Source organism: Candidatus Margulisiibacteriota bacterium, from assembly GCA_028715625.1.
GTDB lineage: Bacteria > Margulisbacteria > Riflemargulisbacteria > GWF2-35-9 > GWF2-35-9 > JAQURL01.
Map to the genome: position 1 here is coordinate 1 of JAQURL010000039.1, position 23368 is coordinate 23368.

Sequence of the window (23368 nt, forward strand, 5' to 3'; positions counted from 1 at the left end):
GATGATATTTTAAGGTTTAATAATCATGTAGGCGATATTGAATTTATGACTGCTTCGTTGAGCAGGTTTTGGATTGATTACTCCGGTAATGTCGGTATCGGGATGACAAGCCCTGTCGCAAGATTGCATGTTAGCGGAAACATTACCGGGCAACCGATATTTAAAGTAGAAAACGCATCTGCTCCTAATGCGCTTGTTGTAAGTAATAATGGTTATGTCGGTATCGGCACTGCAAATCCGACTTCAAAATTGGAAGTTCAAAGTAGTATCTATCCTGTAATTAAAAGCGTACGCTATTCCAATTTAACAAATTCTCTCTATACATCATTCCTTTCGGTCCACAGAACAACAGCAGATATGCTGGATAATTTCGGCTCGTTAATTGAGTTTGGGATACAAGACAACGCCGATGTGCTTAATTCTATAGGAGCAATTGGCGCAATGAGAGATGGGGCAGATAATTCCGGAAAAATTGTTTTTCAAAACTCAAACGCCGGCACCTATTATACAAGAATGGTAATTGACCATCTTGGTAATGTGGGTGTAGGCACCTCAAATCCGGCAGCGCTTCTCCATATTAAACATGGCGCCGATTTACCCTCAGTTCTTATGGATGGTGGTAATAAAGACCTGGCTATACCTGATGGGCAGTCCATGCAGTTCGGGCATTGGGACGGCAGCAGCACTTTTACTCAAAGAATGATAATTTATGCTGATGGCAACGTTGGTATTGGAGTAGCCGCGCCTTCGGCTAAACTGGATGTTTCAGGTAATGTCAGGATCAGTGGAAATGTGATTTATAACGGTTCTGGCACAGCTAACATAACAGCGGTCGGAGGAATTAATCCAACTAATACCTATATGCGTATTCAGGGCAATGGAGGCGCAGTAGATATCACAGCTGTACCCCAGATCGCAGCCGGATCAGACGGTCAGCTCCTGATACTGAAAGGCTGCAGTGACACTAACACTGTAAAAATAGATACCAATAATGGTGTAAGGCTTAATGGCGGAATAAGTTTTACAATGGGCAAGGGTGATATTCTTCAACTTATATATGACGCGGCTGACACAGTATGGTATGAAGTAAGCAGAAGCGATAATTAATTTCGGAAATATATTATTATTTGGTAAAAAAAGTATAATTATAATTAGTAAAAAATGAAAGAACCGGCAATGCTATCAGGAATAATTAAAAGTACAAAATATTTAATTTTATTAATAAGTTGCTCTCAATTAGCGCTTTCAATACCTGTGGGTGGCGCAGGAAATAATGAAGTCTTTTCCGGCGGCGTAAGCGTTAACGGAACCGTGACAGCCAACAATTTTGTAGGGAACGGTTCGCAATTAACAGGTGTAGTAGCTAACACAGCAACAACGGCTAATGTGGCTACTTCTATGGATGCCAGAGGGTTGTTGGGAGCTATCACAGTTGCCACAGGGAATAGCGTAGTGAGTATCACCACAGCTGGCTATGTTGGTATCGGTATGACAAGTCCCTCTTCCTTATTGCATGTAGGAAGTCAATCAACTACAACTGCAGACTTAACAATTAACTCTGAGTATCAAGGCACTGGGTTTACAGGTTCTTCCATTCTAAATTTTGCCTCAGGTGGTTTTAATCGTTGGCGGCAAAAAACTATCCAAAAAAGTGCCGGTTCATATTCATTCGATTTGGTTTTTGATCAATTGAGCAATACAATTGGTCCTGTCTATACCGAGAGGATACGTATTAATGAAAACGGCAATGTAGGTGTAGGTACGGCAAATCCGGCTCAGCGACTACATGTTGTCGGCAGGGTCAGGACCGAATATAGCACCAGCGGCGAATCGGGAGAGTTTTTTACAGCAAACTCAGGAGGGCTTCTGGCTACACATATAGGATCTATATCAAATATTCCTCTGGCCTTTTTTACTAATAGCAGCGCGCCCAAAATGACTTTATCGGCAGGCGGGAATTTGGGTATCGGGACCACTTCACCTGAAACTAATTTGCATATATACGGTACAGGAACATCAACAAATTTGGGCCAACTGGACACCAATTTAAGGCTGCAATCTTATTCAACTACAGTTGGCGGCGGCAATGAGATTTCCTTCCGCGGTAAGGGGAATGAGGATGTGGGAACGTATGCAGCCATAAGCGCTCCTTTAATAGCTAATGATCCTAATGGCGCTTCAGGATATTTGGCTTTTTCAACAAAGCTCAATTATACAGATAATTTACTAACAGAAAGAATGCGCATAACAGCCTCAGGCAATATCGGTATAGGGACTACGGCCCCATTATCCAAACTTGATTTTGGCACCAATAGCTTCAGGATGAATCCATCTTCATATTCAGGTGGCCCTTATATATGTTCAGATCAAAATTTTAATATTGTATATGACATAGATAATAATGGTGGATTTTTTGCTTTAAAAAAGGGTGATGATCCAGCTACCGCAGGGGGCACCTATGTGCTTTTTGCTGATAATAGTGGCAACATAGGTATAGGGACTACCGCTCCAACATCTAAATTAACGGTAACCTCCGTTAACAATTATATAAGCCTTTTAGACCCTTATGTAGGTACAAATAATAGTTATATCACGATCAGGAATAGCTTCGCGGGCGCAAAAATAAGCGGTATAAACCTGCGTATAGATTCAAGCGATCTCTGGCAATTACATACTGATAATGGCGCATCACCGATAAACTCTTTTTTCCTTCAATACGGAAATAGTACCGCAAACAGGTATTTTACTCTAACTTCAGCGGGTAAGGTTGGCATCAGTACAACTAATCCGGTAGATAAATTTACAATAGCCGGTTCCGGCGGACAGGTCATATCAAGTATATACAGTAGCACAGTTAATACAATGGTCCTGGCTTCCGATACTCAACAGGCCGGTTTTGTCGGGACAAAAAGCAATCATGATTTCTGGATAGGTGCCAGTAATAATACGAAGATAGCGATAACTACCGCTGGTAATGTTGGGGTAGGGACAACCAGCCCTGGAGCAAAACTCGATATTAACGGCACGGTAAGAAGTTTATCCAATACATCTTTGCCAACTTCCGGAACTGGAATTGAAATATTTTTTCAACCTTCTCCGGAACTCGGCCTTATAAATGTTATAGATAGAGCAACATCCACCTGGAAGAATCTTGAGTTCAGGGCATCACAATTTGCTTTTTCAGGTGGCAATGTCGGTGTAGGAACTACCTCACCTGACAATAAAGTCGATATTCAAGGTGGAGCTTATACACAGTTGAGATTGACCGAAACCAAAACAGATAATACTTTAAGTCGTACAGGTTTAGTTGCCCAGCATTATATTGCCGGTGAAGAACCCTTGGGGCTCATAATGGGAAGAATTGATTCCACAACCTCAGAGATAGCCCTTGGAGGATATACTTCAGCCGCTAACGCTGCTACTTTAATAAGTTTCTATACAGCAACGAACAACACAACCATTGTTGGTTCAGAAAGAATGCGAATAAACAGCTCCGGCAACATAGGTATCGGAACAACTAATCCGATGTATACACTAAGCTTTGGCTCAACCTCAGGCAAACTGGGATATTATAGTGATACATCACATTTTGCTTATATCGAACCATATAATGTTACTGAAGGTGATATGATTTTTAATCATTATTGGACCAGTGGGGCTGACTACAGATTTCAGAATAATGGTATTGATCTGGTTACAATAAAATACAATGGTAATGTAGGCATCGGCCTGAACACTCCAAATGCCACACTCCATATAAGCGGGAACTTAACCGGCCAGCCGATAATGGAGGTAGAAAACGCAAACGCGCCGAATGCATTGTACGTGAGTAGTAACGGCTTTATTGGTATCAGCACAACTGCACCAGACTCTATGTTGCAAGTAGGTAGTACTGTTGCCAACAGTAATACTTTTATTACTCTTGGCAAAAGAATCACTACAACTGAAACTAATCTTCCGTTTATAGGACATGACAGTTTAAATTCTGTTAATAGTGACTTGGGCCTGGGAGCAACAAGCAGTAGCGGTGGAATAAATTTCTATACAGGCAACGCCTGGCCATTTACTAATGCCAATATAAAAATGCGCATTGATGTTAACGGCAATGTCGGTATGGGAACGACAGGACCTTTAGCAAAACTTGACGTAAGGACAACCCCAAATACTGCTTTTGACTCCATACTTTTCGGGGCGCAGGCTGGTGGAGTTGATCTTCCCTGGATAGGTTTTAACGCTTATACAACAGGAACATATGGCGCTACATACAGCACATTGCATCCCAGTTGGGATGGAGGTATGATCAAGTTTTTTACCGGTAATGCTGACTCTTCCACAAATTTTAATTTCGGTTTTGTTGATCAAGCCACCGGAGCTTTTAATGAGACTGTAAGATTCTTAAAAAACGGTAATGTGGGCATTGGAACGCTTAATCCTACCAATAAGCTGGATGTGGCCGGTGCTATTGGTGTGCAAGCACAAGTGAATTTTACTAATCCGGTTGTCGGCTGGTATGAATTTGTGAACAGGGCACCATCAGATTATGGTTTCCGTTTTTATAATGGAGCAAACGGTTCCGCTGGGAATGTAGTCATTGATTCCACCGGCAATGTAGGTATCGGCACTACCGTTCCGCAGGGTGTTTTAGACCTTGGAAGTGGAACAACCGGCAGGTCATTGGTTTGGGGTGGATCTTCGGGAACTAATTTTTATGGCTCATTAGGTATGTCTTACTCAACCGCAGCCCCTTCTTTGCTCAGCATGCTCAAATTATGCCCGACCGCGGACAAATATTTGATCTCATATTCAGGTACATATGGCCACCCGGGTTTAAGAATGAATTCCAACGGAGATATTTCTTTTTTTAATGAAGCCGCTACCAACCGGAACCTGGGTGATTTTTATGATTATTCTGCAAATACCAGGTTAATTATTAAGGCTGGCGGGAATGTAGGTATAGGAACATTTTCTGGTGCGCCCGGCGCCATGCTTCAGGTAAACGTCTCCGATAATACAACTTATTCTACAGGAAATATAGTAAGCACGCATCCAGGAATAATCCTACGCAATACAGCTGCCGGTCTTGGAACAAATAATTTTTATTCCGGTTTATTTTTCAGCCAGGGCCATGCCGTCGGTGCCGAACCTGGAAATATAAATGCAGCTCTGGTTAATATCTATAGAAATCCAAATAGCAATATATCTGACTTGGCCTTTTGGGCTTATAACGATAGTGGTGTGCCAAATGAAACTATGAGGATTAGAAATAACGGTAATGTCGGTATCGGGACAGCGAATCCTGCTACTTTACTGCACGTTTACGGGAATGGTGCTGAAGTAAGGATTTCCAATCCCACAGGGGCTTCAAAGTTAGGATTTACAGACGGTACGGCCTATTTGCAGCGTAACGGTAATAATATCGAATATTATTCTCCCCAATATCATAATTTTACAAATGGCAATGTAGGCATCGGAACTACAGCGCCTACTCATAAACTTTCAGTTGTCGGTGATGTAAAAATTACAGGCAATTTAACCATAAGCGGAGCTTTAGCCAAGGGTTCAGGCTCCTTTGATATTCCACACCCCAATCCGGCCAAAGCAGCTCAGGGCTATCATCTGCGCCATTACTTTGTGGAAACCGATTCAGCCGGAGGTAACCTTTATAAACGCCAGATTAGCTGCAATGCAGGTGAAAATATTTTCAGTCTGCCGGATTATTTCAAGTTCCTGAATAAAGATGTGCTTGTTTTTGTTTCTCCTTATAAAAATTTTGGACGCGGCTACGGTGAGTATATTGATAATAATCAATACAAGATAACCGTTGATACTGCCGGTCTTTATAACGTTTTAATTTTCGGCGACCGTAAAGATAAGGTTGCCGAAGACGACTTCAATAAATTCGGAATAGAGTACCAGGTGCAGTGAAAAGTGAATCGTGAAAGGTGCATAAGTACAGAAGTGCAGAAGTAACCTGCTCCCTGAGGTTCTCGAAGGGGCAGGGTAGCACAAGTTTGACGAAGCATGACAGTTGAAGCCTTGAGGTTGAAATGTAGTTGTGCAGTCGTTGAATCGAGTCATACTGAGCTTGCTTGCCGCACCGAAGCTTAAGCGTAGGTGCGACGAAGTATGACTCAATAGGAATAGATATGAGATATTTCGCATACAGACAAAAAATAGACAGTATTAAAAGTAGATGTTCATGAATGCTAACTGGCAAGGATCGTTTAACTTTTCAACTCAACAACTACACGATTCAACGATTACACAACATTATGTTTTGCCGTTAATTATCGGGGTTATTTTCCAGATATTTTTATTGTAATCTGTTATGGACCGGTCGCTGGAGAATTTGCCCATGTTGGCCACATTAATTATAGATTTTCTGGCCCATTTGTCTTTGTCCAGAAATTCATCGGAAACACGTTCCTGGCATTTTATATACGACTCAAAGTCCGCTATTACCATAAAGGGGTCCTGGTAGGTCAGGGAATTGTAAATAGGCCTGAAAATTTCAGGTTGTCCGGGCTCAAAAAATCCTGTCTGGATCAGTTGCATAATTTCTTTGAGAATTTCATTTTTTTCAATATAAGGCTTGGGGTTATAATTTTTCTTTTTTAAGTCTTCAACCTCAGGAGCTTTTAAACCGAAAATAAAAATATTTTCTTTACCTACTTCCTGCATAATTTCAACATTTGCTCCATCAAGGGTCCCTATAGTCAACGCTCCATTTAAAGCAAATTTCATATTGCCTGTACCGGACGCTTCCGTGCCAGCCAGCGATATTTGTTCAGATAGGTCTGTGGCAGGGATTATCTTTTCAGCAGTGGACACATTATAGTTAGGAATAAAATAGACTTTCAGTTTTTCGCTGACTTTTGGGTCGTTATTAATAACATGGGCTATGCTATTAATAAGTTTAATATGCAGCTTGGCCATCTGATAAGCCGGTGCTGCTTTTCCGGCGAATAAAACAGTACGCGGCACAATTTCTTTCGCAGGATGATTTTTGATCACCAGATACATATAAATAACATGCAGAATATTCATAAGCTGTCTTTTATACTCATGTATGCGCTTAACTTGTACATCAAAAAGAGAATCCGGATTAAAACTTACTTCATTATGTTTATATAGCCAGTTAGACAGACCAATTTTGTTATTACGTTTGATTATTTGCCAGCCTTCCTTGAATGAAGGGTCTTCCAGATGATTTTCCAGTCCTTTTAACTGTTTCAGATCGGTTAACCATTCACCACCGACCTTTGAGGTAACCAGATGCGCCAGACGGGGATTACATTTATAGAGCCAGCGCCTGTGAGTAATGCCGTTGGTAACATTATGAAAACGTTTCGGATATATATCATAAAAATCAGATAAAAGATGAGATTTGAGCAATTCAGAATGCAGTTCAGAAACTCCGTTAACGGAAAAAGAGCCAACAACAGCCAGATAAGCCATACGTACCATACGTTCAGTACCTTCTTCAATGATAGACATACGCCGCATGCGGTCAAAATCCGGTCCGTATTTGGCCCGAATGTCGTTCATCAGAGTTTCGTTAATCAAATAGATAAGTTCCAAATGTCTGGGCAATAGAAATCCGAACATTTTTTCCGGCCAGCGCTCCAGGGCTTCAGGCATTAGAGTATGATTGGTGTAAGCGAAACTTTTTTTTGTAATATTCCAAGCTTCATCAAAACTAAGACCCTCTTTATCAATGAGCAACCTTAAAAGCTCGGGTATAGCCACTGAAGGATGAGTGTCATTCAACTGAATAACTGCTTTTTCCGGAAATTCTTTGAAATCATAATTTTCTTTTTCTTTAAAACGTCTCAAAATATCCTGAAGAGAGGCCGAACTGAAAAAGAACTCCTGCTTTAGACGCAATTCACGTCCTGCGTAAGTATTATCGTTGGGGTAAAGTACCTTGGAGACGTTTTCATCGTTGATTTTTTCCATATAGGCATTAACATAATCGCCATTATTAAAAATCTCAAAACCAAATTCGTCATCAGATTTTGCTGCCCATAAACGTAAGGTATTTACCGTATTATTTAAAAACCCCGGTACAGGAATATCATATGGTATGGCAATTACGTTATTGGAATTTACCCATTCCACAACTTCTTTGCCATCAGCTGTCCTGGTTTTTTGTGAATTGCCGTGATATTGAATAGTATAACGTTCAGGTCTTTCAATTTCCCAGGGATAACCGTCTGCCAGCCATTTATCAGCTACCTCAACCTGATAACCGTTAATTATTTTTTGACGGAACAAACCATAATCATAACGGATACCATAGCCGAAGCAGGGTATTCCCAAGGTGGCGATAGAGTCCAAAAAACAGGCGGCAAGACGGCCTAAACCACCGTTCCCTAGACCTGAATCCGGTTCTATCTCTTCAATAGTTTCGAAATCTATACCTAATTTGGCAAATAAATCTTTTACGGAATTCCCCAGGTTAAGACGGTCTACATTCATTTTCAACAGACGACCGATTAAAAATTCCATAGATAAATAGTAAGCTCTTTTTACATCTTTTTTATGATGAGTTTGCTGCGTTTCCAACCAGCGTTTAGCCAGTCTATCACGTAGTGTATAGGCCAGACTTTTATAATAATCGAGTGGTGTGGAGGTGTACTGATCCTTTACCAGTCTATATGTTAAATTATTTAAGAAAGAATTTTCAATCGGTTCATCCGGTAATCTTTTAGATAAGAACTCATTTAATTTTTCGTGAACTGTAGACACATTAAATCCCCCACATTATTTGTTATATAAATATACCATATGATTCAGGTAATTCAAAGAGCGGCGCTACAAAAATGTTGGCAGTTTTAAACTGTCACCCTGAGCTTGACGAAGGGTGAATACAAATTAATCATGCTTCGTCTGGCTCAGCATGACGTAATGATATAACTCTGAGCTTGGCCCTGAGATAAAAAAATTAAGGCAGCGGTGTTCCTTTGCCGGCATCCTTTACATAAATAAGCGGATTTGAGAAGGATGTATCTTTTACAGACTCAGTTAAAGTTGTATAAAACTTGACATGAAGCTCATCATCCAGAGACCCGGCTTTCATTAAAAGCAATTTGTATTTTTGATAAACAGTTTCTTTATCATCTTTGGCCTTGTTAAATGTTTTCAAACCAAGAATTCCCTCAAGGCTATTGCCTGTAATTAAAACAACATACCTGCCGTCTTTTCTTTCCAGATCATTATACAGACCATCCCACTCAGGGCATTCGGTAATTATGGGAGTAAAGGGGTAGCCCGGTGCTTTACTGAAAGTATCGGAGTTCAATTTGTTTTTGTTTATATAAGTGAGAACACCATTTTTGAAATTATACTTTTTATAATTCAAGGAAGCTATATCTCTTTCTCCGGATTTATAAAACCATCTGCCCCAAATAGTCTCAGGCAAATTGATGTCAACAGACCCTGACAATGAAGAGAATGGCCAGCAGTTGCTTTCTTTCATTTTGGGATACACATATTTGGAATAATATTTATTTAGTGTATCAGCGACAGTTTTGGATAAATAGGGCAATATGGTAACCCTGTGGTTCAACAGGTCATTTTCTTTTTCCGTAAGCCCGTTATTCACCTGTTTGTCATCCATAATAAGTTCCAAAGGTTTATCCAGTGTTGTAAACCCTAATAAATCATGAGCATTAAGGGTGATATATCCTTCGCTATTGCCAGAAACTCTGTCAGCAAGATTTTTCAAAATACTGATATGTTTTATTTGTAAGGATTTGTCGCTATTTAACCACAAAGTCAGACTGACGTTGTCATAAACGTCCTCTTTGTTTAATTTGGTCACAGCTGCATTCTTAACAGTGTCTATTAGCTGAGTTCTGGAAATAAGAGAAAAGGCAGGGGTATAAACCGATAAATTTGTTTGTGCCGGATAAATTGTCAGATTTCCAATATTTTCAGGTGTATCAGCATAACGATAATCTAGAAAAGGCGCAATTAGTGCGTCTCGACCATGTTTGATTTCTTCCTGTAATACACTTACGCCTGTCTGGTTGAAATACGCATCCAGATCTATGGGAAAATATTCCATTTCCGAAAAAACAATATTTTTCAAAACATTGTTAATAGTTGTATTTTGTTCATCTGCCTTGGCCTTGTCGTTTACATTATCGTTCAGCTCATTACTGACTTTGCCGCAAGCTGTTAACAGCAGCAAAGATAAACAGAGAACACATATAGATATTTTTTTCATGATTTTATGTTAATAATCTTAACCAGTCCCTCTTGAATAAGCAAGATTTTCCCAATTAGGGTGTGAAAATGTTATTGAACTTTCAATTGTTCTTCAATGATTGATTTGGCTAAACCGCCATCAATCGTTTGACCGCCGGACATCAGAGCTTTCATAACTTTACCCATATCTTTCATGGAGACGGCGCCGGTTTCCTTTATTATTTTAATAATCAACTCTCTGGTATTAGCTTCTGACAATTTTTGCGGTAAATATTCAGCTACAATAACCATTTCTGCTTTCAGTTCATCGGCGATATCTGTTCTATTGTTTTTTTGTGCTTGTTCTAAGGCGTCTTTCAAATTTTTTTCATAAGTGGAAATAATCTTAATAATTTCAGGGTCAGGCAAATTGCCTCTCGCCTCCACATTCATAATTTTAGACTTTATCATCCGCAGCACATCAAGCTTCTTTTTATTCTGGGCTTTCATGCTTTCCTTAATATCCTGGTTTATTTTTTCAAATATAGTCATTTTAAACCTCCTTAAGCTATATTTTGCAGAATAGCCAATAAAAATTCAGCAGCCTTGGCCATATCTGATATTCTAATACACTCTTTAACAGTATGAACCTTATCCATTCCGGAACTTATAACCACACTGGGTACCCCATGTTTGTTGAAAAAATTGGCATCGCTTCCGCCGCAGCTCTTGTTCAGCCTCAGCTTTATGTTGTTTTGCGCTGCAGCCTTCCTGCAAACAGAAATTATTTTTTTGTTGGATGAAACATCATAACTCTCATATTCTTTGCTCTGCATAAATTTGACTGTCGCACCGAAGGCTGTACATTTTTTTAAAAAAATATTCTGCATATGCTCTATTTGTCTTTTAAGTTTAATTTTATTCAGACTTCTTGCTTCCATATAAACCATAACTTCATCCGGAACAATATTGGTTGCCTTTCCACCTTCTATTATTCCAATGTTAGCTACTGTTTCTTCATCAATCTTACCCACCTTTAGCTCTGCAATAGCTTTCGCGGCTGCTACAATGGCATTAACACCTTTTTGCGGTTCAATGCCGGCGTGTGCTGATTTACCTATAACCTTGACAGTTAACTTTTCATGGGTTGGAGCACTTATAACTACAGTTCCGATAGGGCCGTCAGTATCCAGGACAAAACCGTAATCCGCTTTAAGTTTACCCAGATGTCTGGAACCTTTAACTCCTATTTCTTCTTCGACAGTAAATAAAACATGAAGGGCGGGGTGAACAAGTTTGTTTTCCTTAATGACTGTCAACACTTCCAAAATTTCAGCAATTCCGGATTTATCATCGCCGCCCAGGACAGTTTTGCCCGAGGATACAATTTTGTCCCCCTTAACAACAGGAATAATCCCTGTACCGGGCTTAACAGTATCCATATGGGCTGACAATAAAACGGTTTTACTGTTTTTTAAAGAACCTTTCAGGTGTCCCGACAAATTACCCTTTTTATCAACAACGGTGGTTAAACCCAGACTTTTCAATTTTTTTTGCAGATTATTTCTTATTTCCTGTTCATGACCAGATTCGCTGTTGATTCTCACCAGTTCTAAAAATGATGCAGTCAGTCTTTTTAAATTTATCATGAACATATATTATCAGGCGACAATTACTTCGACAAGGTTTGGCGGGCAGCTAACTTGCTGATTTATACTATATGTATAACAAGCCTTTTCCCAAGCGCGCCGGCTATTTTCTTTAATGTTGAAAGTTTTATATCTTTACCGTGACGCTCAATACGCGATATGGAAGATCTCTTAATGTTTGTTTTTTCAGCCACCTCGGACTGTGTTATCCCAGCTTTTTTTCTTTCTTTTTGTAACATTTGCCCCATTCGGAATTCTTCAAAATCTTTATCAAAATTTGCTCTTCTTTTGCTGCCGGGTTTCCCATAAGTTATTTCTATATGTTTTTCCAAATCAGTCATAATTTTTTATTCCTTTACTTTTTTTAAATATATTCTTTTTTTTTGAATAGCTGTTTCTATCAATTCACTATCTATTATATCAATCTTGTCAAATCCCACTGCCCTTTTTTTATCTGCATCGGTTATAACTACAGAATTTTTGCTTTTAAAAAAGAAATACAGAGTGTAGATATCGGAATTAAATATATTCTTATTATCTTTAAGCTGCAACTCCCAGATATCATTTTTTTTATCAACTTTTTTAAAATATTTGGGAGATAACCATCTATCGGTCTGTAATAGTCTTAAAAGATAGAAAAAATTTTTGATTATATTTTTTTTCTGTTTATTGATAAAATCAAAAACGGGAATACTGCCGTCAGAATTTTTATAATAATCAATTTTTCTTGATGCGTGCATGGACAAATTATAAAAATGAAATTCTTTTTAGTAAATATAGTATATAATAATATCAGGGTGTTTTATGAATAATGAAACTAACAAATTCAAAAATGCATCTGTAATCCGTGGATTATTGTTCCTTTTTTTCAATATTTTATTTATTATTTTTACGACCTGGATATTCCCTCATGCCCAAATCGGAGCAGGTGTTTTATGTATAATACCTGTTGTTTTTGGCGGTTGGCTGCTCGGGATCACTGGAGGTGTGGTTACAGCTCTTTTCTTTATTCCCTTTGTCACGGATATATTTCATTCGGGACATCCTGATGTTCCTGTGAGCGCGGCAATTGTTCGTATAATCGTACTTATTGCTGTAGGTGTTACTGTTGGCTGGCTACGTAAAATTACTATCGAACAGAACAAATTATTATCACAAAATAAAAAATCCCAGGAAAAACTTATTGAAGCATTGAAGATTAGCGAAAACAGATTTCGTAAAATGTTTAATTGCATGATTGAAGGTGTAATTATATATAAGGTTATATTTAATAAGCAAAAAAAACCGGAAGACTACATGGTTATTGATATAAATGAAGCGTGCCTGGAACTGCTTAACATTAAAAAAGAAAGCGTGATGGGTAAAAGGATTTCCGAACTCTATAACATTGAAAAACCTGATTATGTTAATACTTTCGACGAAGTTGTGAATAGCGGTAATCCCAAAAAATATGAACTGTACCTGGAAGAACAGAAAAAATATTTTAACGGAAACGTTTTTACACTTGGAGATGGTTGGCTGGTAAGTATTTTGGAAGATATAACCGGACTTAAAGAAATCGAAAAAAATCTGATTGAGGCAAACAATCGCTATAAATACTTTATGAAAATAATGGAAAATGAAAAATTTTTTTACATGAGAAAACCGACCGGACCTCTACTGGAAGTCAGTTCGTCTGTTAAAAATCTGTTAGGGTATAATAATAACGAATTTCTTAAAAACTTCAGAAGATACCTCATACTGGACAAACAAGGTAAAAATTTTTTACATCATGATGAATCTTATTACGATCGAAAACCGTCGTATAAATTCAATCTTTCTTTTTTAAGTAAAAAATCAGAAGCAGTTAATTTCAATATTGAAGAAATAAAAATAGAGGGACAATCAGATGAAATCCTGTTAATAGGTATCGCCACATTGATTCCCGATAACGCCATCTGATATTCCCCATGCGAAAAAATAATCAGATATTTATTCATATATCCGCTATTTCTGCCTGTTTGCTTTGGGCCACTGCTTTTGCGGGAATTAAAGCAGGCTTAAAATATGCCAGTCCGCTGGATTTTGCCGGTTTACGTTTTATTTTAGCTGGCCTAATGCTCCTGCCTTTCTGCGGTGGTCTGTCTTCTTCGTTTAAAAGTATTATGTCAAATTATAAAACCATACTGAGTCTGAGCTTGTTCCAGACTATACTGCTTTATGGTTCTTTTTTTTGGGGTATGGAACTCGTACCCGGGGCTCTCGGAGCTATTGTTGTTGGAAGCACACCCCTGATTACCGCAATTACAGCTCATTTTTTAATGCCAGATGACAAACTGAACCCGCAAAAAATGACTTTTATTTTATTCGGATTGCTGGGTATTGTTATTATCAGTATCAGCAGGCATCCGCTCACATCTGCCGGATTAAAGGAACTTGGCGGAATAGGCTTACTGATATTCGGTAATATAGCTTCCGCAATAGGCAATGTAATTGTGGCAAAAGATAAAAAAGTCGAAAATCCTGTTTTGCTGAATTCAGTTCAAATGCTAATCGGAGGTATATTTTTACTCTTTATTTCCATTCCTTTTGAAGGATTACCAGAATTTATTTTTCCCTTACCGTTTTATTTGATTCTACTCTGGTTATCGTTCATCTCAGCCCTGGCTTTTTCCATATGGTTTTTTCTTTTAAAGAAAACAACTATCAGAGTTTCAGGCTTGAATATGTGGAAATTTATAATTCCTGTTTTTGGAGCTATGCTCAGTTGGATTTTAATCAGCTCGGAAAAACCGGATATATATCAAATGCTGGGTATGGTTTTTGTAGCTATTTCTATATTCCTGTTTTTTGTAAATAAAACAAAAAACGACAAAATTTTTAACTTTTAATTTCTACGCTGGCATTAGGATCAAAAGGGTTTGTTCTGATTGCCAGTGAAAACATATAAGGATAACTGCTCTTTAAGTGCTTCATATAAGCCAGCCATTCCATCATAAGTAACTTATAGGCACGTTTCACATCCGCAACAAGATGATTCTTATCCGCCTCGGTTATGGTTTCTATTTTTTGTCGATGTGATAACTCTTCAACCAGATGAAATACTGACCATAAAAGATCGGTAAAATTATCATGCTCCAACAGATTGCCATTTTCCAGTAAATGGAGTAAAAAATCCTTTTTTGTGCTTAAAAATTTATGCAAGTCTTCAAGTTCACAAGAGATACAATGGATTTGAAAATTATATGTATTTAATTCTTTCACTAAAGACTTGAATTCCTTTTCAGTCCAATCCTTTTCTTTGGAAAGTTTTTTACGAATATTTAATACTTCAGGGTCCATGTTGGCAAAGTATTCCAGTAAACTGGCCCCCACTTCACTGAAAAATATGCCGATAGCCATGTTCATTTTATTGAGAACAGACTTTTTTTCCCGTGTACTTATAATCTTTTCAATAATAAGTGAGACTATAAGAATCTGAATAGGGATAAATGCTATATCATACAAGAGATAGGAGAAAATATATTTTAGATCGTTAAAAATAAAATAATGCAAAACAAACAAGGAGAATGAAAGCAATAAGAGCGCCAAGACCAAAATGATTTGCCATGCTTTAGTTTTCATAGCAAATCATTTTAGCTTAACGAATAGATTTAATCTAGTTGCTCAATTTGAATTCTTTTATCTTGTTGTCAAAATTTTGCGCCAGCTTGTTTAATAAACTGGAAACACTGTCTATTTCCGAAATTACGTAGCTCATCTGGCCCACGGAAGCATTGACTTCTTCAGTAGAAGCATAATACTCTTCGGCTATCGTTGAGATTCCGTTTATCTTGTCATGAATTTCATTAAAGTTCTGGATCATTTCTGTAATTAGAGTATTTGTAGATTCAATCATCTGTAAAAAGTCTGTTGTAGTGGTAATGATTTCTTTATTCTTTTTTGCCATATTATTGGAATAATCGGAAATCTCTTTAGACTTCACTACACTGTCTTTTACAGAATCGATAATATAGATGATTGCCTTATTAGATTCATCTGCCTGTTTGGAGCCTGCAACCACTTTTTGTTCGGCTACATCCATAGATTTAACGGAATTAACGATTTCCTGTTTAATCTTGGAGAGGAGGTCATCGATTTCCTTTGTGGAATCAGCGGACCTTTCGGCAAGTTTACGGACTTCATCAGCAACCACAGCGAAGCCTTTGCCATGTTCTCCGGCCCTGGCTGCTTCTATCGCTGCGTTTAGTGCCAATAAATTTGTTTGGGAGGCGATATCATTGATCGCCTCAATAATCTCTCCGATTTTAGCGGAACTTTTTTCCAGTTCAGAGATATTACGGGAATTGTCCTGAACAACCTGTTTGATGTCTGATATAGCAGCTACTGTTTTTTGAATAATTCCCTTGCCGTTTTCGGCTTTTTCTGAAGCGGCATTGCTGTTTTCATAGATATCTTTGGCCATTTGCAGGATTTTGTTAAAGGAAGTATCAAAATCATTAAGGATACTTTCAGTTGTATTGATACTTACAAGTTGTTCTTTGGATTTATCCGACAGTTTGTTAACAGCACCAAGCATATCTCCGGTTTTGTCATAAATTTGTTTCAGGCTTACGGTCTGATCATTTGCTCCTTTAGACATTTGCTCCATGGCCACATCTATTTCCTTCATGCTGGATGCGCTTTCTTCGGAAATCTTTTTAAGTTTTCCGCTGGTAGTTGTCATTTCATCAGAAGACTGCCGCATGTCTTTTAAAATATTGGTAAAGGTGTTCTTTACGTTATTAAATGCTTTAGAAATGATTCCTACTTCATCATTGGTAATAACTTCAGCATCCACAACCTGAAAATTCTTATTGGACATTTCATCCATTTTTGTACTTATATAATTAAGAGGATTAACTGTTCTGGAAAGCATATAGGTTAAAAAAACGATCAAACCACCTACAAGAATGGCCACCAATATTATAACAAAAACTACATTCCTGGCGAGATTGATATTCAGTTCTTTTTTCTTGGCGGCAATCATTTTATCGATATAATCCAGATAAATTCCCGTACCCAGTATGTACCCCCATTCTTTTTGCAGTTTTACATAAGTGAGTTTGGGCTGCGGTTTGTCAAAACCGGGCTTGGGCCACATATAACGAACTACACCTTCACCTTTTTCCTTACATATTTTTACCATTTCTTTAAACAAAAAGAAACCGTTTGGGTCTTTGTCGTTACTCACATCTTGACCGTTCATTTCCGGTTTTATGGGATGTAAAACCATTTTTGGGGTCATATCTATAATAAAGAAATAGTCATTATTGCCATAACGAACGGAATTAAAAAAATCAAGAGCTCGTTTGCGCCTGCTGGCATCAACAAAATCCAGATAGATGCCTGTACCGATAACCCAATTATAGGGCTCAAACAATTTAACATAACTGATTTTAGGTACAGGCTTGTCAAAACCGGGCTTGGGCCACATATAACGGACAAAACCTGCTCCTTTGTCTCTACATACTGTAACCATATCATTGAAAAGGAATACGCCGTTAGGATCTTTATATGTACTTAAATCCTGACCGTCCATTTCCGGTTTTATGGGGTGCATTATCATTTTAGGGGCCATATCATTAACCCAGATGTAATCATTATTGTCGTAACGTATACTGGCAACATAATCCAATAAAATTTTCTGAATTTTAGCGTCGGGAACCCTTTTTTCTTTATTGGTTTTATAGAGGTGCTCCATGGCAGTAACCGTATTTTCCACAATATACTTAATTTTTTCACCGTAACGTGATTCTATCTCCTTATTATCTACCGCACCTCTGTAAAAATCGTTCATTGAGTTTATACCTGTTTCTACAATACTTTTTAATTTATCTATTTCTGTTTCTTCCAGCTGTTTTTCAAAAGACTTTAATTGAGCATTGTTTATGCTTTTCATATTCTGCACGAAGAAAAATGTTAATATTATTGCAAAAACAATGAGCGGGCCTATTGTATACATAAGCAATTTTGTTAATAATCTACCGTTTAATTGATTGTCATTCATTTGCTAAATTTACCCCCTTAAAAAAAATACTATAACTGCATTTTTATCCCCATTAACAGTTATAATCTATTAATGTAACAAAGTTGTAGGAAGTATGTAAAGTGTTCCGCAAATAATAATTGTTTAATTTTTTTTGATATATAAAGGTGCATTAATACGCAAACTATTTAAAACAACAGTTATGGAACTTAAGCTCATGGCCAAACTGGCAAATGCCGGCGGCAAAATACCTAATACGGCCAAAGGTATTCCTATTAAGTTGTAACTGAATGCCCATACAAAATTTTGGATGATAATTTTATAGGATTTTTGTGCCAGAGCAAAAAGATTTACTAATGGTAAGAGCTTATTTCCTATAATTATAATATCACCGGTTTCAACTGCAATATCACTTCCCGCACCTATTGCAACTCCCAAATAGGCCGAAGTTAAAGCCGGCGTGTCATTAATACCGTCACCTACGAATAATGTTTTTTTATTGTTTGTTTCCAATTTTTTGAGGATTTCAGCTTTACCTGCCGGCAACTGTTCGGCATAAAAAGTTTTAATTCCGACAAGACCGGCTGTATAAGCTACGGAATTATAATTATCGCCACTGATCATTTGCACATCCAAACCGTTTTTACACAGCATTTTTACTGTTTCCAGAGCGTCATCTTTAATTTTATCAGACAAACCGTATAGTCCGATAATAATATTGCTTCTAGCCAGATACAGAACTGTTTTTCCCTGTCCTTCTAACAATTTTGTCTGTTTGGCTATTTCTTCAGGTACCATGATACCTTTGTCCTTCAACAACCGGATATTCCCAAGCAAGATATCTTTCTCTTCATGTTTTGCGCTTAAACCTTTCCCGCCAATTTCTATAAATTCATTCAAGGATAAGGTTTTTCCGGTTTTTTTCAGATAATAATCTGACACTGCTTTTGCTAACGGATGAGAGGAGCCTGAGGAAATACTTTGTGCATATTGTGTTAATTCCTGTTCCTTAATACTGTAGATGAAAGCATCTGTTACATGCGGCTTGCCGGCTGTAAGAGTTCCTGTTTTATCAAATACTACAGTATCGACAGCTACAAGTTTTTCAAAAGCCTGGCCATTCTTTATAATAATTCCCGCCGAAGCTGCTTTCCCCGATGCAACCAGCAGCGCAATAGGGGTTGCCAGACCGAATGCACAAGGACAGGCTATAACCAGAACAGCAATCGCGGGCATTAAAGACCTGCCGAGCTGACCATGAGTCATAATTAGCCAGAGAAGAAAAGTTAACAGGGAAAAAGTAATAATTGCCGGCACAAAAAAACTAGCTATAAGATCAGCTAATTTTTGTACGGGTGCTTTGCTGTTTTGCGCTTCTTCAACCAACCGGATTATTTGAGCAATAACAGTCTCACTTTTAGATTTATCCATTTTGATTTGCAGGATACCGTCAAGAACAACAGTAGAAGAAAAGACTGCTTCCTGAACCTTCTTGAAGACAGGAAGACTCTCTCCGGTTAAAAGAGATTCGTCAATATTGGCCTGACCTTCAATAATCAAACCATCTACGGGAATTTTTTCGCCGCTTCTGACTATTATAATATCGCCTATTTGTAATTCATCACTATTTACCAAAAGTTCCTGCCCATTTTTTAAAATATGGGCTTGTTTTACCTGTTTGGCATAAAGCATTTGTACTGCCCTGGAAGCCCGGCCTTTACTTAGTGTTTCCAAATATTTTCCTATTAATACAAACGTAACTATAAAATCAGCGCTTTCCAGAAATGAATGAAACTGTTTACGCAGGATAAAAGAAATAATTCCTGAAAAAAGAGCGGTAAGGGACCCAAGTGTTATTAAACTGTCCATATTAAAGCGCAACTGCATAATTTTTTTATACGAACTGTAGTGGAAAGGACTGCCGGCAATCAAAACTATTATCAGACTACAAATTATAAGTAAATAATCGTAATACCTATGAAAAGAAGTGCTTAATTTATCTATATTCACAAACATAGTCGCAAAAACAGGAATAATAAAAAGTACTGCGACAATAAGCCAGAGCTTGAACTGCGACTTCTCCGGGTGTTGCGGATTATCAGTCAAAACACTGTAACCCAGAGCTTTAATAATTTTTTCAATTTCACTGAATTTAATGCGTGTTTCGTCATAATTCACTTTAGCCTGCGCGGTAGCAAGATTTACATTAATATTTTTTATTCCCTGTTTCTGAACTAAAGTTTTCTCGACCATGGCCGAACAACTAGCGCAATGCATTCCACCTATCCTGAATATTTTTGTTTGCATAAAAAACTCCTTCTTATTTTTGGCATCGATCGCAGAAAAATGTTGATCTGCCGCCCTGTTTAATTTTTTTTATCTTACCAGCACATACCAGACATTTTTTATTTTCCCGGTCATAAACTTTTAACATCTTTTGAAAACTTCCTTTTTTATCAGCTGAATCGCGATAATCGGAAAAAGTTGTTCCCCGGGCTTCTACTGCCTCTGTTAATACCTTGACAATCTCCCGGAAAATTTTTTTTGTTTCAGTAATTCTCAGGGATTTTATTGTCCTAAGAGGACTGATCCCGCTGCGGAACATTATTTCGGAAGCATAAATATTTCCTATACCGGATAGAATTTTCTGATCCATCAAAAAATTTTTTATATTTTTCTGTCCGTATTTTTTCATCAATGAATTAAGGACTGTTAAAGAAAAAGCTGCAGACAAGGGATCTACTCCCAAATTAGTTATATATGAAATTTTTTTATATTCTGCACCTTGCTTCAAGTATATAACAGCGAACTTTCGAATATCTGAAAGTATCATTTCTCCGGCTTTACGCATATTGAAAATAATTTTTTTATGTGTAATTGTGTTGCATGTTTTACCGCAAAGAGTAATTTTTCCAGTCATTCTTAAATGAATTAGCAGATGGTATGAATCAGACAAAGCTATATCTATCATTTTACCCAGACGACGCACATCAATGACTGTTTTATCCCTCAATATTCCGGAAAAATCATCAGCTTTTATTTCCCTGAGATTAAAACTATCCAGAACATCCACACTTTTAATGCTGTCATTTTTTACTGCCAGGGCCAGGTCTCGACAAATTGTTTCAACTTCGGGTAATTCAGGCATAAACTATATTCTATTACAAATCAGACGTAAATTCATCATTATATAAATTTGACAAGTAAATCCGAAATATTATATGATACTTCTCATACTTTAATAATAGGAAATAAAATGAAATTTTCAACTCGTACCAGGTACGGTTTACGTATGATGGTCTTTTTGGGTGTTAATTATGGAAAAGGATTCACCCAGCTTAAAGAAATCGCTAATAGCGAGAGAATATCTATTAAATATCTGGAACATATCGTAAGGCTCCTGAAACCTTCAGGTCTTATATCGGTAGCCAGAGGTGCCAAAGGCGGTTATGCGCTGGTTAAAGAACCGTCAAAAATAAACCTCAAAGAATTGTTTTTAATTTTGGAAGGACACTATGAACCTGTGGAATGTGTTGCTCCCGAAAAAAAATGTAAATTAAAAGATGTATGTTCTACTTATGATGTTTGGTGCGAACTATCGGTAGTTATAAACAAATATCTGGAATCAATTACTCTGGGAAAATTGGTTAATCATTATCTTAAAAAACATAACAAGAATATGTATTATATATGACCTAAAATGACTTTTTATAATAATATAACAGAATGTATCGGAAATACACCTATTGTTAAAATCAATAAGCTAACTTCTTCATTAAAGGCAAATATTTACGCCAAACTGGAATTTTTTAATCCTTCCTGCAGTGTGAAGGACAGAATAGCTTTGTCGATGATTGAGGCAGCCGAGGAAAAACAGCTTATAAACAAAGAAACGGTGATCATAGAACCTACGAGTGGCAATACGGGTATCGGTCTGGCGTTGGTTTGCGCCGCAAGGGGTTATAAACTCATTCTGACCATGCCAGAAACAATGAGCATCGAACGTAGAAAAATCTTAAAATCTTTTGGAGCGCAACTGGTCCTGACGCCGGGTGTTGAAGGCATGCGCGGTGCTATAGAAAAAGCACAAGAATTACGAAAAAAAAATAAAAACTCTTATTTACCTCAACAATTTGAAAATGAGGCAAACCCTGAAGTGCACCGAAAAACAACAGCTATGGAAATATGGAACGATATGCGGGGAAAACTGGATATTTTTGTAGCTGGTGTGGGTACTGGTGGAACATTAACAGGTGTTGGAGAAGTCCTGAAAAACAAAAACCCGAAAATTAAAATTGTAGCTGTTGAACCGGCAGCATCTGCTGTTTTATCCGGCCATGAAGCCGGTTCTCACCATATCCAAGGAATAGGTGCCGGGTTTATACCAAAAATACTTAACAGAAAAATTATTGATGAGATAATAACTGTAAAAGATGATGACGCTGTGAATATTGCCAGAAGACTGGTCAAAGAAGAGGGTATCCTTACCGGTTTTTCAGGCGGAGCAGCGTTAAAAGCATGTATGGAACTGGCAAGCAGAAAGGAAAATGCCAATAAAATCATTGTTACCATATTACCAGATACCGGAGCCAGGTACCTGAGCACCTCATTATTTGAAGATTAACATGAGCCAGCTAATCTATCTGGACCATAACGCCACAACCTATATTGATCATTCTGTTGCTGAAGCCATACGGCCATATTTATTTAACCATTTCGCCAACCCTTCCAGCATATATTCAATCAGTCAATCTGTAAGAAAGGACCTGGAAAATGCCCGTGAACACATGGCTGAGATGCTGGGAGTAAAACAGGGACAAATAATTTTTACAAGCGGTGGCAGTGAATCGGATAATATGGCTATAAAGGGAGCTGCCTTTGCCCGCTCCCATAAAGGCAAACATATCATTACGTCAACTATTGAGCACCATGCCGTGCTTAATAGTTGTGCCTATCTGGAAAAGCATGGCTTTGAGGTCAGATACATATCAGTAGATAATCAGGGTGTATTAAATGTTGAGGAACTGGAAAAGGCAATAAGACCTGATACTATCCTTATTTCAATAATGGCTGCCAATAATGAAACCGGAGTTATACAGCCACTGGAAGCCGTCTCCAGGCTGGCAAAGAAAAATGGAATTCCTTTTCATTCTGATGCCGTGCAAATCGGCGGGAAAATAAAAATAGATATCGGTAATCTGGGTGTTGATCTTTTATCTTTATCAGCTCATAAATTCTATGGCCCTAAAGGTGTAGGTTTGCTTTACATCAATAAAGGAATTCAGATTGATCCCTTGATCCACGGAGGTTTACAGGAAAATGGTAAACGCGCCGGCACAGAAAATCTGGCTGGAATAATCGGAATGGAAAAAGCCCTGGAACTTTGTATGAACAATTATGAGGTTGAAAGCGACAGAGAAACAAAACTGCGTGACAAACTGGAAAAAGAAATTTTACAGATAATACCTGAATGTATGGTCAACGGACAAAAAGCTTCTCGTTTACCTAATACCTTAAA

General features: G+C 37.8%; 17 protein-coding genes. 7 read left to right on the forward strand and 10 right to left on the reverse strand.

The window, feature by feature from the left end; genetic code table 11:
* Together PHV30_07370 and PHV30_07375 are read left to right on the forward strand one after the other, a co-directional pair.
* The coding region (locus tag PHV30_07370) for a hypothetical protein (GenBank protein ID MDD5456834.1) at nucleotides 1–1107 on the forward strand (1107 nt) is incomplete at its 5' end.
* A gap of 54 nt (nucleotides 1108–1161) precedes the next feature.
* Entirely contained in the window at nucleotides 1162–5925 is a 4764-nt protein-coding gene (locus PHV30_07375) for a hypothetical protein (protein MDD5456835.1), read from the forward strand.
* A gap of 345 nt (nucleotides 5926–6270) precedes the next feature.
* On the opposite strand, the gene PHV30_07380 is transcribed toward PHV30_07375, so the two are convergent.
* The 6 genes from PHV30_07380 to PHV30_07405 form a co-directional block, all read right to left on the reverse strand.
* The gene (locus PHV30_07380) at nucleotides 6271–8751 is read right to left on the reverse strand and encodes a glycogen/starch/alpha-glucan phosphorylase (GenBank protein ID MDD5456836.1); all 2481 of its coding nucleotides are present in this window, start codon (nucleotides 8749–8751) and stop codon (nucleotides 6271–6273) included.
* 196 nt (nucleotides 8752–8947) lie between these two features.
* On the reverse strand, nucleotides 8948–10234 hold the full coding sequence (locus tag PHV30_07385; protein MDD5456837.1) for a hypothetical protein: 1287 nt from the start codon (nucleotides 10232–10234) through the stop codon (nucleotides 8948–8950).
* Nucleotides 10235–10305: 71 nt separating this feature from the next.
* Nucleotides 10306–10746 carry a GatB/YqeY domain-containing protein gene (locus PHV30_07390; protein MDD5456838.1) on the reverse strand — a complete coding sequence of 147 codons (441 nt, stop codon included), beginning with the start codon at nucleotides 10744–10746 and terminating at the stop codon, nucleotides 10306–10308.
* 11 nt (nucleotides 10747–10757) lie between these two features.
* Entirely contained in the window at nucleotides 10758–11843 is a 1086-nt protein-coding gene (locus tag PHV30_07395; protein MDD5456839.1) for a M20/M25/M40 family metallo-hydrolase, read from the reverse strand.
* A 62-nt stretch (nucleotides 11844–11905) separates the two neighbouring features.
* Entirely contained in the window at nucleotides 11906–12184 is a 279-nt protein-coding gene (locus tag PHV30_07400; GenBank protein MDD5456840.1) for a helix-turn-helix transcriptional regulator, read from the reverse strand.
* A 6-nt stretch (nucleotides 12185–12190) separates the two neighbouring features.
* Nucleotides 12191–12583 carry a hypothetical protein gene (locus PHV30_07405; protein MDD5456841.1) on the reverse strand — a complete coding sequence of 131 codons (393 nt, stop codon included), beginning with the start codon at nucleotides 12581–12583 and terminating at the stop codon, nucleotides 12191–12193.
* 64 nt (nucleotides 12584–12647) lie between these two features.
* On the opposite strand from PHV30_07405, the gene PHV30_07410 reads away from it, so the two are divergent.
* The gene (locus PHV30_07410; protein ID MDD5456842.1) at nucleotides 12648–13784 is read left to right on the forward strand and encodes a PAS domain-containing protein; all 1137 of its coding nucleotides are present in this window, start codon (nucleotides 12648–12650) and stop codon (nucleotides 13782–13784) included.
* Between the two features lie 8 nt (nucleotides 13785–13792).
* Nucleotides 13793–14713, forward strand: coding sequence for a DMT family transporter (locus tag PHV30_07415; protein ID MDD5456843.1), 921 nt, complete (start codon nucleotides 13793–13795; stop codon nucleotides 14711–14713).
* Here PHV30_07415 and PHV30_07420 read toward each other — a convergent pair.
* The 4 genes from PHV30_07420 to mutM form a co-directional block, all read right to left on the reverse strand.
* The gene (locus tag PHV30_07420; protein MDD5456844.1) at nucleotides 14703–15446 is read right to left on the reverse strand and encodes a hypothetical protein; all 744 of its coding nucleotides are present in this window, start codon (nucleotides 15444–15446) and stop codon (nucleotides 14703–14705) included. The two genes, PHV30_07415 and PHV30_07420, sit on opposite strands and share 11 nt — an antisense overlap.
* A gap of 34 nt (nucleotides 15447–15480) precedes the next feature.
* The gene (locus PHV30_07425; protein MDD5456845.1) at nucleotides 15481–17871 is read right to left on the reverse strand and encodes a methyl-accepting chemotaxis protein; all 2391 of its coding nucleotides are present in this window, start codon (nucleotides 17869–17871) and stop codon (nucleotides 15481–15483) included.
* 123 nt (nucleotides 17872–17994) lie between these two features.
* Nucleotides 17995–20157 (reverse strand): cation-translocating P-type ATPase, encoded by a 2163-nt coding sequence (locus PHV30_07430; GenBank protein MDD5456846.1) that lies wholly within the window; start codon nucleotides 20155–20157, stop codon nucleotides 17995–17997.
* Nucleotides 20158–20170: 13 nt separating this feature from the next.
* A complete protein-coding gene (gene mutM / locus PHV30_07435) occupies nucleotides 20171–20998 on the reverse strand; it encodes a bifunctional DNA-formamidopyrimidine glycosylase/DNA-(apurinic or apyrimidinic site) lyase (GenBank protein ID MDD5456847.1) in 828 nt (275 codons plus the stop codon).
* A gap of 108 nt (nucleotides 20999–21106) precedes the next feature.
* Between mutM and PHV30_07440 the strand changes: the two genes are divergently transcribed.
* From PHV30_07440 to PHV30_07450, 3 genes are all read left to right on the forward strand, one after another.
* Nucleotides 21107–21544, forward strand: coding sequence for an Rrf2 family transcriptional regulator (locus tag PHV30_07440; protein MDD5456848.1), 438 nt, complete (start codon nucleotides 21107–21109; stop codon nucleotides 21542–21544).
* Nucleotides 21545–21550: 6 nt separating this feature from the next.
* Complete coding sequence (gene cysK / locus PHV30_07445) at nucleotides 21551–22474, forward strand: cysteine synthase A (protein ID MDD5456849.1); 924 nt, start codon at nucleotides 21551–21553, stop codon at nucleotides 22472–22474.
* 1 nt (nucleotide 22475) lies between these two features.
* Nucleotides 22476–23368, forward strand: an 893-nt coding sequence (locus PHV30_07450) for a cysteine desulfurase family protein (protein MDD5456850.1), incomplete at its 3' end; no start/stop codon positions are given.

What these genes read in the sequence shown, in the direction of transcription:
- PHV30_07375 (MDD5456835.1), top strand. Translation starts at nt 1,162, where the DNA reads ATGAAAGAACCGGCAATGCTATCAGGAATAATTAAAAGTACAAAATAT.
- PHV30_07385 (MDD5456837.1), bottom strand. Translation starts at nt 10,234, where the DNA reads ATGAAAAAAATATCTATATGTGTTCTCTGTTTATCTTTGCTGCTGTTA.
- PHV30_07390 (MDD5456838.1), bottom strand. Translation starts at nt 10,746, where the DNA reads ATGACTATATTTGAAAAAATAAACCAGGATATTAAGGAAAGCATGAAA.
- PHV30_07395 (MDD5456839.1), bottom strand. Translation starts at nt 11,843, where the DNA reads ATGATAAATTTAAAAAGACTGACTGCATCATTTTTAGAACTGGTGAGA.
- PHV30_07400 (MDD5456840.1), bottom strand. Translation starts at nt 12,184, where the DNA reads ATGACTGATTTGGAAAAACATATAGAAATAACTTATGGGAAACCCGGC.
- PHV30_07405 (MDD5456841.1), bottom strand. Translation starts at nt 12,583, where the DNA reads ATGCACGCATCAAGAAAAATTGATTATTATAAAAATTCTGACGGCAGT.
- PHV30_07410 (MDD5456842.1), top strand. Translation starts at nt 12,648, where the DNA reads ATGAATAATGAAACTAACAAATTCAAAAATGCATCTGTAATCCGTGGA.
- PHV30_07415 (MDD5456843.1), top strand. Translation starts at nt 13,793, where the DNA reads ATGCGAAAAAATAATCAGATATTTATTCATATATCCGCTATTTCTGCC.
- PHV30_07420 (MDD5456844.1), bottom strand. Translation starts at nt 15,446, where the DNA reads ATGAAAACTAAAGCATGGCAAATCATTTTGGTCTTGGCGCTCTTATTG.
- PHV30_07425 (MDD5456845.1), bottom strand. Translation starts at nt 17,871, where the DNA reads ATGAATGACAATCAATTAAACGGTAGATTATTAACAAAATTGCTTATG.
- PHV30_07430 (MDD5456846.1), bottom strand. Translation starts at nt 20,157, where the DNA reads ATGCAAACAAAAATATTCAGGATAGGTGGAATGCATTGCGCTAGTTGT.
- mutM (MDD5456847.1), bottom strand. Translation starts at nt 20,998, where the DNA reads ATGCCTGAATTACCCGAAGTTGAAACAATTTGTCGAGACCTGGCCCTG.
- PHV30_07440 (MDD5456848.1), top strand. Translation starts at nt 21,107, where the DNA reads ATGAAATTTTCAACTCGTACCAGGTACGGTTTACGTATGATGGTCTTT.
- cysK (MDD5456849.1), top strand. Translation starts at nt 21,551, where the DNA reads ATGACTTTTTATAATAATATAACAGAATGTATCGGAAATACACCTATT.